The sequence below is a fragment of the Vibrio hangzhouensis genome (assembly GCF_900107935.1).
Lineage (GTDB): Bacteria > Pseudomonadota > Gammaproteobacteria > Enterobacterales > Vibrionaceae > Vibrio > Vibrio hangzhouensis.
Genome location: NZ_FNVG01000029.1, coordinates 1 through 12,917 on the forward strand (window position 1 = coordinate 1; position 12,917 = coordinate 12,917).

At 47.1% G+C, this 12,917-nt stretch carries 10 protein-coding genes; 3 read left to right on the forward strand and 7 right to left on the reverse strand.

Features of this window, described 5'->3' with window-relative positions:
- From C4S60_RS20200 to gltS, 3 genes are all read right to left on the reverse strand, one after another.
- Positions 1–1,260: Calx-beta domain-containing protein (locus C4S60_RS20200; RefSeq protein ID WP_279626960.1), on the reverse strand; the 1,260-nt coding region annotated here is incomplete at its 3' end.
- Positions 1,261–1,570: 310 nt separating this feature from the next.
- Complete coding sequence (locus C4S60_RS20205; RefSeq protein ID WP_103882103.1) at positions 1,571–6,643, reverse strand: VCBS domain-containing protein; 5,073 nt, start codon at positions 6,641–6,643, stop codon at positions 1,571–1,573.
- A gap of 231 nt (positions 6,644–6,874) precedes the next feature.
- Positions 6,875–8,101: a sodium/glutamate symporter gene (gene gltS, locus C4S60_RS20210; protein WP_103882104.1), complete on the reverse strand. Its 1,227-nt coding sequence runs from the start codon at positions 8,099–8,101 to the stop codon at positions 6,875–6,877.
- 336 nt (positions 8,102–8,437) lie between these two features.
- Here gltS and C4S60_RS20215 point away from each other — a divergent pair, with 336 nt between their 5' ends.
- Together C4S60_RS20215 and C4S60_RS20220 are read left to right on the forward strand one after the other, a co-directional pair.
- Entirely contained in the window at positions 8,438–9,211 is a 774-nt protein-coding gene (locus C4S60_RS20215) for a DUF4344 domain-containing metallopeptidase (protein ID WP_103882105.1), read from the forward strand.
- A 24-nt stretch (positions 9,212–9,235) separates the two neighbouring features.
- Positions 9,236–9,622, forward strand: coding sequence for a thiol-disulfide oxidoreductase DCC family protein (locus C4S60_RS20220; protein WP_103882106.1), 387 nt, complete (start codon positions 9,236–9,238; stop codon positions 9,620–9,622).
- A gap of 38 nt (positions 9,623–9,660) precedes the next feature.
- Here the strand turns inward: C4S60_RS20220 and C4S60_RS20225 are convergent, their stop codons facing one another.
- Both C4S60_RS20225 and C4S60_RS20230 read right to left on the reverse strand, forming a co-directional pair.
- Positions 9,661–10,536 (reverse strand): NAD(P)-dependent oxidoreductase, encoded by an 876-nt coding sequence (locus C4S60_RS20225; protein WP_244183154.1) that lies wholly within the window; start codon positions 10,534–10,536, stop codon positions 9,661–9,663.
- Positions 10,526–11,455, reverse strand: coding sequence for a LysR family transcriptional regulator (locus C4S60_RS20230; protein WP_103882108.1), 930 nt, complete (start codon positions 11,453–11,455; stop codon positions 10,526–10,528). Before C4S60_RS20230 ends, C4S60_RS20225 begins: the two co-directional genes overlap by 11 nt.
- Before the next feature lie 76 nt (positions 11,456–11,531).
- Here C4S60_RS20230 and C4S60_RS20235 point away from each other — a divergent pair, with 76 nt between their 5' ends.
- A complete protein-coding gene (locus C4S60_RS20235) occupies positions 11,532–11,762 on the forward strand; it encodes a DUF2798 domain-containing protein (protein ID WP_103882109.1) in 231 nt (76 codons plus the stop codon).
- A 141-nt stretch (positions 11,763–11,903) separates the two neighbouring features.
- On the opposite strand, the gene C4S60_RS20240 is transcribed toward C4S60_RS20235, so the two are convergent.
- On the reverse strand, positions 11,904–12,620 hold the full coding sequence (locus tag C4S60_RS20240; protein ID WP_103882110.1) for a YebC/PmpR family DNA-binding transcriptional regulator: 717 nt from the start codon (positions 12,618–12,620) through the stop codon (positions 11,904–11,906).
- 84 nt (positions 12,621–12,704) lie between these two features.
- Positions 12,705–12,914, reverse strand: coding sequence for a DUF3283 family protein (locus C4S60_RS20245; protein ID WP_103882111.1), 210 nt, complete (start codon positions 12,912–12,914; stop codon positions 12,705–12,707).
- Between the last annotated feature and the right edge of the window lie 3 nt (positions 12,915–12,917).

A 12,917-nucleotide genomic window follows, 5' to 3' on the forward strand; every position in this document is an offset into this window, starting at 1 on the left:
GGTGTCACCCTCAACAATGCTCTCCGGCCCTTCAAGGGTCACGGTCACGGTGTCTTCTGGCCCCGGAGTTTCTTCATCGGTGATGTGGGTCAACTGGCTCGCACCGTCTAAGTTCAGCGCTTCGAAAACCGCGTTGCCTTCCCCGTCTTCAACGCCCGACACGCTTACGGTGAAGTTTTCGCTGCCTTCCGCCAGATCGTCATCCAGAGTATCGATAGTGAACGTCGCGGTAGTGCCGTCGCCACCCACAATAGCGGTGAGGGTCTTGGTGTAGTCTTCTCCCGCTGTCGCGGTACCATCGGTGTAACTGAGCGTGACCACCGAACCAATTGGTGCCGCGCTGCTGAGTGTAACGGTATACGTGGTGCTGGTGTCACCCTCAACAATGCTCTCCGGCCCTTCAAGGGTCACGGTCACGGTGTCTTCTGGCCCCGGAATATTTTCATCGCTAATGGTAACTTGCTGGCTAGCACTGCTTAAGTCCAGTTGTTCAAACACTGGATTGCCATCAGGGGTGATGATGTCACCAACACTGACCATAAAGACTTCATCACCCTCAGCTAAGTTGTCGTCAACTGGAGAAATGGTGAAGGTGGCGGTAGTGCCGTCAAGCCCGATGATGGCTTGTTTCGTTTCCACAATATCGGCTTCTGATGCACTTGCGTAGGTATAAGTTAACGTCACAATACTACCAACAGGTGCTGGAGAGCTTAGTGTCACCGTATAATCACCACTAGTGGTACCCTCAGTCAAATTCTCAGGCCCACTCAAGCTGACCAGCACGGTACCAATTTCCGGAGGCGTATCTTCAGGCTGATTCAGGAGCTGCAATAAGGTGAGGGATTGAGTAGGAGCAAGACCCTGTTTATCTAAACCCGCGGTATCAAATTGTGTCTCCGCTAATGTTTGACTATCATCGCGAACAATGGAGCCTGTTGTGGTAGGGCTTGAACCGTCTGATTCACCAGCTGCCGGAGCTTGATCATCATCTTGAGTCGGGTCTTGGCCAGATTCAATTTGAGCGATAATTTGCTCAGGATCGATACCGGGACCAGGTATACTAAGGGCCTGTGAAGCACCGTCTAGCTGAATGAGCTCTACTCGAAGTTTATCCCCGACTTCATCGTTTTCCAGTACATCAATAACGACATCACCAGGGCGAGGATCAGCCCCCTCCGGAAGAATGGTGAGTTTCCCCTGAGGATCAAGGACTAATGTTCCTGATACCCGAACTAAACCTAAAAGAGACAACGCACTCATGATTTACTCCTTGAATACCCTCTCACAAAGAGAGGACCTAATTATTCATTTCTAGCCAGCCAAACTCGCGCGAATGAACTAAACCTCAAGCTCAATCTTTTACTAACGTATACTTTTAGATACCAGAGGAACTGGATTTATGAAACTTTTCTGGGGAGTAATTAAGCTTTGTCTCAAAAACGAAAAATGTCTCGCAAACACGAGACACTAGTAGTTTTCGGCCCTTAATGGGGATAAGTTTATGCGCTATTCTCTGTTAGAAAAAGAATAGCGATACCGATCAGTGTGTTATAAGCGGCCACTCATCTTTTTAACTATCATGAATGAGCAAAATCTGGTTCAACAAAGAATGATCAACACCAGTGACACCTTCAAGCTCGATAGTAACGGATTTTCCATCCTTTTCGATATCAATTTGCGTATTGCCACGCTTCTCCGTCACCTCGATCTCGTTATTATCGAGCAGCTGTTGTACCGAGTCCGATTCATCAAACAGATCGCGCAAGTCAATCACGTCAAAATCCTCTTGCTGACGAAAATCGGTAATTACATCCACACTGCCATCAAGGTCACTTTCTGTCCATTTAAAGACATCATCACCCGCGCCACCCGTGAGAAGATCGCTACCAGCCCCCCCAACAAGCAGGTCGTCTGATGCCCCTCCGACAAGCTGATCATTACCTTCCGTGCCATGGAGAATAGAAACATTATCACTGCTGTGCAGTGCGAAGTCATAACCCGAGTCAGCTGGTACATTCCCTTCCTCGCTGATATGGATGGTTACGGTGGCGTCTTCCCCTTGGCTGAGTTGCCCGTGACTGTCTTTCGCCTCGTATCTAAAGCTATCTGTCACGTCACCACTTCCGGTCTCAAAATCGACACCTTGTAGGCCAAACCCTTTGCTGTTACCTGGGAGGTCGGTTGCAACAATACGCACCTCATCAAATGGTTGCCCTGAGGTGACGGAAAGCTCTGCCGTTTTATCACCGCCACCATCAAACGCTAACGAATCAGCAGGAAACTCTGTTGCTTCAACAAAAGTACCATCCAGATACAAGAACACCGTAAACAGTGCTGAACTATTAACAAAATTCCCAGTGAGACTGCTCAGCGTTACCGACGCTTGATTCGTGCTGCCCGTTGTCAATCTGGCAGAGATAAACTCCCCTTCCGACGTTTTGTGACCTTTTGGATCGTTTTTCCCTGATACCGCATAAAAGCCCTGGTGCTCAGGAGTTCCTTTAGCCTTCACATCAACATCTGTGAACGTAATAGAGGAGTCTTTATCGTCATCAACATCATCATGAAAGTGCGGCTGATCACCTGTATAGGTCCCGCCTTGAATCACTATATCGGCACCAAGCCAATACTCACTTTGCTCGCCTAGTTCATCACCATCGGACAACTCGCTGACAACATCAAAACCAATATCCTCGTCCCGGTCTAACTCATACTTGATATTGGAGCGCTCAGAGTAATAGACCTCATCGTCGACCTCCAGATAGACCTTACCTTCCCCGTCTCCAGTTTCAATGTACAAGCGACCGTGCTCAGGTAGCTCGGTAATTCGTATCATTGTGTCGGTATCCAGACTAAAATCATCCTCGATATCACGACTGTAATCAGCAAAATTAAGAGGGATGGTATCGTCCATCGCAAACACATCAATGTCCATGACTTCCGGCGGTGTGTTCTGCGGCTCTGGCGGTTCTGGGTTATCGTCTACCGGAGTCACGGAGATCGTAGATACGGCCTCCTCAGACTGTTGCATCCTTTCGTCCGTCACAACGATTTTGATAATCCGATCTTCGGTGTCAGGATCCTGACTGCTGTTGCTAAACTGAAGGTTTTTCAGTGCCGCTTCGAAATCCTCAGCGCTGGCTACTTCATCATCACCGGTCGCTTTAAGAGTTAGTACTAACTTACCATCTTGCTCTTGAGAAACGTTGTATTCAATTCCACTCAATAAGGTACCGCTGCTAGAGTGTTCGCCCCCCTCATAAATGGTTAACGCATCACCCACCTTAAAGTTAGTCAACTCAACAGTGACCTGATGCAGCATATCTCTGTCATCAAATACGTCGACGTTCGCGTCATCCACCACGTTGACAGGTTCATCACCTTCGACAAAAGCATTTTGATAATCCGGTCCACTGCCAAGGTCAATGGTGGGTTTTTTGTTGTCGATAATCTCTGCGGGCTTGGCTGCCACATTATCGACACTTAGCGTAAATGTTTCCGTTGACTCATGAGTTAATTCAAACAACGTTGGTAAGCGAATCTCAAAGCTAGAGACACCCTCTGGAATCACAATTACGTTCTGCGAAACATCATAGTAAACACCATGGGTGAAGGTCATCGACGATGGGTCGATATCTTCCCCATTGGCAGAGTCACTCTGGGCTCCGAGGGCCAGAGAGTAACTTTCTTCACGCAGAGTGACACCGTTCAACTCCACTGTGTAGACCAGCTCGTCCCCTTCAAGGACGCTGTCTGTTTCGAGTCTGACCTCATGTATCGTCGGGGTATTGGTTTCAGCCTGACGTCCATCAACGATAGTCACTACTGCCGATTCTGCGCTGCTGTCTGAATCTGTATCCACCGATTGATATTTGAAGCTGTCATTTACACTGGTTTCCAGGAATCTCAGCTCCCAGTTGCCCGGACCGTTGGTGGTAAAGTCTGCGCCAATAATGGTCATATCCTTTAGGCCAGACACCTCAATATCAGAATTGTACTGGTTTTGTTCGGGTAATTGAGTGACATCCAGTTCCAAGATATGGAAAAGACCGTCTCCAGGGGCTTTCTGGTACTCCACCGGATATTCAATGATGCCACCATTGCCATCATCCAATTTCAATACCACTATGACTGAACTTTCTTTACCTGCAGCCGCATTCGAGGAAAAGTAACCACCCAAACCATCCAGTCCAACAGTAATACTTGTCGCAGGTCTGTCGGCAAAGTCGATGGAAAGCACCTCATTCTTGTTAATGCCATCACCACCTCCCACACCCAAACCGTGGCCAACGTGATTGTCCTTTACATCACCACGATACTGAGTCAATGGCCCCTTGTTACTGCTGATCTCAACCTTATCTCCGTCTTCGAGGCTTAGTACACGATGCGTCCTGGTATCCTTCGTTCCCCAGTTATAAAAGTCAGTAGTACTGCTGTTTTGATCTGGTAAACCTTCGGTAGGGTTTTCTCGTGATCCAAGCAGGAAGCCCTGTTGAACAGAATCAGGCTGATAACTGATTTCTTGGGCATTGAAAGTTTTACCTGCATCCACCATGGCTTGCGTAATGGCTTCGAGACCACTTTCTCCCACGAAATATAACGTACCGTGCTCAGGAAGCTCTGTGATCTTAACCTGAACTTTATCCCCTACTCCGTTGAGGTCATCATCCACATCGGCAATCTGATCTAAGGCAGAATCCTCAGAATTGAACACCACACCAACCCTGCTTTCGTCTTCGATAGTGAACTCAAAGCTTTTTGCTTCGGGCAGATCGTTCGCTCCGTTGATGGTCACTATTACCGTTTCAGTGTCTGTTGCGCCATGTTCATCGGTAACCACAACCTCAAAGGAGAGATCCTTAAATTCATTGGGCCCGAGCTGTTGAACCAGCGGCGAGTTTTCATCAAGAGTAAACGTCCAGGTTTCAGTCTCACTATCCACAATACGGAACGTACCGTATTCATTGGTAACACTATCAACCAATTCAGAGTCACCCACCGAGATACCAAAGGAACGAGTAGCTGCTGCATCCACATCTGTAACGGTAATCAGGCCGGACGCTTTACTTTCACCAGCTTGCATGTAACCAGAATCAGCTACCCGACCGTCCAACTGACTTTGCCCGGCCTGGATTTCTGGCGCGTCATTGCTGCCATTGATGGTGACGCTGATGGTTTGCTCTATCGTTGCCCCTTTGTCATCACTGACTAGAACGGTGTAATTGAGCTGAACCGCTTTACCCTGCTCCGACAGCGCATTCGTTGCCGGCAGTGAATCATCCAATGTGTATGTCCACTGTCCGGTATTCTTATCGACGGAGAACGTCCCATACGTTGTATCACCGGTTTCTTTAAGGGTATAGGTAGCACTGGCATCGTCGTCGACATCGGTGACGATGATCGCTCCCGTTGCTACAGCTTCACCTGGTTGAGAAGCTCCCTTTTCAGTCACGCTTCCTACACTATCTACTTCTTTAATAACGGGAATATCGTTGGTGCCTTTCACCAATACTGAGATATCCTGGCTAACGGCGCCGCCGTCACCATCGGCAACCTGAACTGTGAAGGTATAAGAAACTTCATCCCCTTCCTTCAAATGCTGCGCAGCCTCGTTATCTATAGTGAACGTCCACAATCCATCTTCAGATATGTCAAATGTGCCGTAGGGTTTTTCAAGCTCTCCCAACGCACTCCATCTCAGAGTGTCGGAATCGACATCTGCGGCGGTAAGCTGTCCGCTAGCAATTGAGGTACCGATATCATCACTACCACTATCGAGATGACCCGACTCTCTTACTTCGCCACTAATGGCGTTATTCTCATTGAGCACAGGCTTGTCATTCGTACCAGAAATGGTAATAACGGTTGTCTGCTGCGTGGAACCAAGAAGTGGGTCTGAGACCTGAACAAGGAACTCGAGTGATATAACATCATCTACATTTAGCGCCTGCACGGCATCGGAGTCATTATTAAGTACGAAGGTCCAATGTCCATCAGGAAGCAAGGTGAACGAACCATAGTTATCGAGGTTATCTGGAAGCGTCACCAGACTCCAGGTCAGCGTCTCAGAAGCGAACTCATTGTCCACCGCTGTGAGCTGCCCACCAAGCTCTGACATCCCCTCAAACTCAGTGCCATCCTGACCGTAGCCTGCCTCAACGGCATGCCCAACAAGCTCATCTGAAGTTATGCTGGGAGCACTGTTGGTCAGAAACTGAATCAATGTCAGTGCTTGGGTGCGGGTCAGCCCTTGCTTTTCCAGGCCAGAGGTATCAAATTCGGTGGTTGCGAGAACTTCTGCTCCGAAACGAGTAATTGCAGAGGAAGTGGTGGCACTGGAGCCATCAATACTACCCGCGGCGGTAGCCTGACTCTCGACGAGTGTCGGGTCCTGTCCTTCCTCAATCTGAGCGATAATCGCTTGCGCATCCAGATCGTCAATTTTAAGATCTTGATTAAAGCCATCATCACGCACTAACGCGAGAGTGATATCTTCACCTACTTGGGCATTATGTAGTTGATCAACGACCACATCGCCTGGTCGTGGCTCGCTGCCTTCCTGAAGAATGATAAGATTTCCATTTGTATCGATCACTAACGTGCCCGATACCTGAGCTAAGCTATTTAAAGAAAAAGCGCTCATGTTCGACTCCTTGAACCGCCCTAATAACCGCTCAGGCGTATGTTGAATTCCCTTTGCAAACTCACTTCAGCGATTTATGTTCCTGTAGCTGAGAGCGTTACTATTTTGTTAACAACCGTTGATACCAGATTTTTTGAGTAATGAAAACCATCCTGAAAACTATTTTTGCTTTGTCTCAAAAACGAAAAAAGTCTCGCAATTACGAGACTTTATCGGTTATTTTTTAAGCGGCTACCCCATCAGGGTAATGAATCCCTGAAGAATGATTAAATTGACAATATCAATGAAGAAAGCGCCGACAATTGGCACAACCATAAACGCCTGAGGCGATGGACCAAAACGATTGACGATCGAGCCCATATTCATCACCGCGGTTGGAGTAGCGCCCAGACCGAATCCACAATGTCCTCCAGCGATCACTGCACCATCGTAATTCTTGCCCATGACTCTGAAAGTCACGTAATAGGCGAACACGCCCAGCACCATAGACTGCACACCAAGAATGATCAGAAATGGAATAGCCAAATCGAATATGTTCCAAAGCTGTAGACTCATCAACGCCATAGCCAGAAATAACGACAGGGAGACGGTACCCAAGATATCTATCGTTTCTGCGTGCACCTTATAGCTCTTAGTGACTTCACAGAGGTTGGTAATAAACACACCAATAAACAACGCGTAAACAAAGTCTGGGATCATCAACCAGGATATCTCAAAAGTGTTCACCCAAGCGTGAAGATACTTAGCACCGGTAACGCAAATCAGCAAGATAAACAGCACTTCGATAACCTTTTTTGCCGTTACCCGATCTTTTTCATACTCATTGTACGTCACCAATTCCGGAAAACGTTCGTGGGTATCATTGCCACGCCCGTACTCAGATTCAAATTCGTGCTTGTCGATCAGGCGCTGTGCAACCGGACTGCCGATGATACCGCCAATAATTAGGCCAAACGTCGCCGAGGCCATCGCTATTTCTAAGGTATTACTAATACCGTAGCTTTCAGTGAAAGTCTGAGCCCAGGCGGCGCCAGTTCCGTGTCCCCCTGACAAAGTGATAGAACCTGCTATTAGTCCCATCAAGGGCTCCAGTCCCAACACCGATGCCAGACCAACACCAACACTATTCTGAATAATGATATACAGCGATGCGACCGCTAAAAAGACAAACACTTTTGCGCCGCCTTTCATCAACTGGGTATAGTTTGCTGCCAGACCTACGGTACTGAAGAACATCAACATAAAGGTTTTTTGCAGCGGCAGAGAGAAGACCATATCAACACCATTAAAGTGCAACACGGTTATAATGAGTGCGACGATCAGGCCGCCGACGATAGGCTCTGGAATGTTGTATTTTTTTAGCGTGGGCAGTTTGCCATTAATCAAGTGCCCAAGAAAAAGAACGCTAATTGCGATCAAAAAAGATTCTAACGTACCAACAGTAATGGTGCTGTTCATATGACCTCTTTTTTTGCTTTTCGCTCATCTTCCCTAATGAGGTTTGATTGGTTTGTTTAGTGTAGTAAAAATTGAATAGTTGGCGACGTAAAAAGACACCAAACAACCTTGTTTGACTATTCTGAATGTTTCGTAGCTTTGAACGGAGCCGCGGAAGAATCGGCCTGAAAACTTGATTGAACTCAGCAACATAATCGCTTAACCGTCGATAAAACACGGTCAAATGACGTAAACTGCGCTGAAATCACGATGGATGACTACACTAAGTTAATGTCGGAGTGTAGCACATCCGTCTCGGACAAACTAATAAATGTAGAAAATACAAGGATTCACATTATGCTGACGACCTCGAAGACGGTTCTTACCGCCACTGCTCTGCTTATCTCCTCCTGGGTAAGCGCCAACGTTAAGGTCGACTTTGAAACGCCAGTGTCAACATCAGACATGCAAGCCAAATTGGCCATCGAACAGAATGGTCTTAATGAGTTAGTCGCTGAGTTATCCAGGCAGTATTTCCCATTTAACAACACATTGACGATTCAATACGGAGGAGAAGATGGTCCGCTCTACGATCCAGAACAACACAAGATTCATATTCCCTACAACTTCTATATCGACTCTCTCAACTACTTTTTGAGTAACGACTACGAAAAAAAATACTCAAAACCCGCCCAGCAAGGCGCCATGGATACGTTGCTTCATACGTTACTTCACGAAGCCGGACACGCCTATGTCGCTGACTATGCGCTGCCCATCTTAGGCAAAGAGGAAGATGCCGTTGATAATTTCGCAGCCGTCATCATGCTCAATTACGTTGAAGGTGGGGCCGATGCGGCGATCAGTGCCGCCGATATGTTTTCCTTTGAATCCGAAGACAGACCCGAGTATTACAACTTCTTTGAGTACATCGGCGAGCACAGTTTCGACCTGCAACGCTACTTTAGCACCTTGTGTCTGGTTTACGGCAGTGAGCCCGACAATTACCCTTCCCTTCTGGACGAAATTGAAGCTGAATACAGAGAAGAACAAAAACAAAAATGTGAGTTGACCTTCGAACAGATCGATACGAACTGGAAACAGGTATTAGGATTGAAGCAAGTTGACCATTAAACCAGAATCGCCGAAGGAATCATGATGCCCACAAAACTCACCTTGTTCTTTGATGCCACCTGCCCCTTATGTGTCAGGGAAATGCGCGCGCTCAAAAGACGCGATCATTCAAATGCAATTCAATTTATCGATATATTCTCTGAGCGCTTTGATGATTTTCCCGAGATAGATGCCGTTTCGGCCGCAGAACGACTGCATGCCTATGATGACAAAGGACAACTTTTTACCGGATTGGATGTCACTTATCAGGCGTGGCGCATTGTTGGCAAAGGGTATCTTTATGCCTTTACACGCTGGCCTCTATTCAGACCGGTGTTCGACTGGTTGTATGTTAAATTTGCCAAACACCGGTATCGGCTTTCGGGTTGGCTGACGGGAAAGAACCGATGCGACCGGTGTCGCATCGATTAAAGTGAACTTATTTACACTGTAAACAATGTCCAGTGACGTTACTTCAACGCATCCTCACGCACGGCCTTAAATAAAACCGAAGTATCTGAGCGGCCCTCACCCAAAGAAGATAATAACTGATAACGCTCAATAGACTGTTGAGTCAACGGCAATGAGATACCCTGACGCTGAGCTTCGTCAAGACAAAAACCCAAATCTTTGATCATCCAGTCAATCGCGAAGCCAAAATCGTACTGGTCCTTATCCATCGTTTTCGCACGGTTCTCCATTTGCCAGGAGCCCGCAGCACCATTTTTCAGGCAATCAACCAGCGATGGAATATCCAGACCACTCTTTTGCGCCAGCAACAAACCTTCTGACAAACCAGTCAAGACTCCGGCAATACAAACCTGATTGACCATTTTTGCTCTTTGCCCCTGACCAACTTCTCCCATAAGCACCGATGATTTACCATAGGCATCAAAGACAGGCTGGAGAGCCTCAAATGTCCCCTCATCACCTCCACACATAATGGTCAGAACTCCATTTTCAGCCCCGGCCTGACCGCCAGAGACTGGCGCGTCCATAAACTGGATATTCGCCGCTTTACTGGCAGCACCCAACTCTTCTGCCAGTGCGGCCGATGTCGTCGTATGATCAACTAAAATCGCTCCTTGCTTCATATTGGCGATAGCGCCCTCTGAAGCTGTGGTCATTTGTCTGACGTCATCATCATTACCTACGCATACCGCAACAACATCCGCATCCTTTACACATTGAGCGACGCTCTGGGCATACTCAGCTTGATATTCATTGGCCCAACGCTGAGCTTTTTCCGTCGTGCGGTTGAACACCGTCACCTCAAACCCGGCTTTCACTAAATGGCCAGCCATTGGGTATCCCATTACCCCTAATCCAATAAAACTAACTTTCATTCGTGCTCCTTTGTTTGTTTGAGGGGTGAACCGCCGCATCCATGGTCTTCGCTTTCGCAAGAATGGCGTCTATCAGCGCTTTCACGGCTTTAGGCTGATATTTCCTATCTTTGTACACCAAAAACGCCTGACGGTCACTACGATAGTGCTCAGGCAGCACATGAACTAATTTTGAGTTGCCTGCGACATGTCGAAGCGGCAACGACGCTATCCCTAGCCCTCTTTCAACGGCATCCATTAACGCCTGAATATCATTAACGACCAGTCTGGGTTTGATTTGCAGTCTGGCGGTTGACTGATGATTATGGCGAACTTCAAGCTGGGTACGTTCGTCAATGGCCAACCAGTCCAGCTGCGAAAGTTGTTCAATACGGTCAATGGGAGAGTACTGTGACAAATACTCATCATTGGCAAAGAAACCATGACGAGCAGACAACAATGGGCGAGCGATCAATGAATCCATATCGGTAAGATCAAACGTGATCAGTAATTCTCGATCTGTCTGAGGCTTGGATTGATCGTGATTGAGAGCAAGATCGATATGAACCTTGGGGTATTGCTTCAAATAGCTCTCCACTACGGGAGCGATGAAGGAGTGATAAAAGCTGTGAGGAACGGAAAGACGTACTGTCCCGGCCACTTGTTCAGTCCTTTCGGTAATATTGCTCAGTCCAATCTCAACCTGTTCAATACCACTACTGAGCTGTTCAAAAGCCAGAGATCCAATTTCGGTTGGAGACAATTCTCTGCCCTTTTTCTCCAGTAAGCGTAACCCTAAGCGCTCTTCAAGCGATGAAATCCGTCTCGACACCGTCGATTGAGGTAAGCCTAACTCAGTAGCGGCTTTCAATACCGAACCCTGCTCTACCACCTTACAGAACAGATAGACATCATCAATATATCCAAATATGGAATCCACGATTTTAAAATACCCAATATTATCTATTTATGAATAGATTTATACTTTTGATATCAAAAATCAACTGGAGTTTATCATGAACAAAAAACAATTCTGGCTCTCTACTCTGCTGTCATCACTCACTATGGCGATCATGATGTCAGGCATTATTTCTGGTTACAAACTCGGGTTCAGCAGTGACTGGCCCCCCGTTTGGCTGCAAAGCTTCTTACTTGCCTGGCCCTGCGCTCTGCTACTGAATCTAACGGTTTTACCTCAAGTGCGTCATTTTGCAGCCTGGCTCAGCCAACCCAAACAAACCAACTAGGAAGCATGATCATGGAAAATACACTTGATCATGTTTCCATGGAGCAGCGAGAAAAAGATCGACGCCGTCTGTTAATCGTATTCACAAGCAAAAAAAAAGAGCCGACTTGGTCGACTCTTCACTTTCTGAATTGTTTGCGCATTACTGCTCAGCGTTGTGATACACCTGCTGAACATCATCGCAGTCATCAAGCATGTCCAGGAACTTCTGGAACTTCTCTGCGTCCTCACCAGCGATCGCCGTGTGAGTTTGCGGTACAAACGTAATTTCTTCGACATCAAGTGCTAACTCTGGGTACTCTGCACCCAATGCCGTTTTCGCTTTGAAGAACTCTGTGTGAGGAGCAAACACGGTGATCACACCATCTTCTAGCTCGATGTCTGTCACATCCACGTCAGCCATCATCAGAGCTTCCAGCACTGACTCTTCATCGTCACCCTTGAACTGGAATACCGCTTGATGGTCGAACATATGCGCAACGGTACCTGGACTACCAATTTTAGCGCCCGTTTTCACGAAGCACTGACGAACATCCTGGAAAGTACGGTTGCCGTTATCAGTCAGACAATCAACGATAACGCTAACGCCGCCTGGGCCAAAACCTTCGTAACGAGCTGGTTGATAGTCTTCACCGCCACCACCACTTGCTTTATCTAGCGCTTTGTCAATAACGTGAGCAGGTACTTGGTCCTTCTTCGCTTTAGCAATCAGATGCTTAAGCGACAGGTTCATTTCCGGATCAGCACCACCGTTTTTAGCAGCAACGTAAATCTCTTTACCGTACTTGGAATAAACTTTAATTTTTGCGCCTTGTGTTTTCGCCATTGAGGCTTTGCGCACTTCAAAACTTCTTCCCATTGGGATGTTCTCTCTAATTCAATTTAACGCGGAGGATTTTAACAAATCGTAGGCACAATTCAATTGTGAACCCTACTCAGGTGTTTACATCACTCCCATCATTTTTTTGTATTTGTCGACACACTGTTCAAACCACGCTTTTTCGGTCTCATCACTTATCTTTTCAAGTTGCTCACGAAGGGCTTCTGGGCCCGCCTTTGCTTCTTTGAGCTGCCAGACTACAAAGGAAGCTTGTTTATCAAGTTCAACTCTGTTTTTTTCTGAGGGCGGAAGCAGTGAAAGATTATGAGACATAGC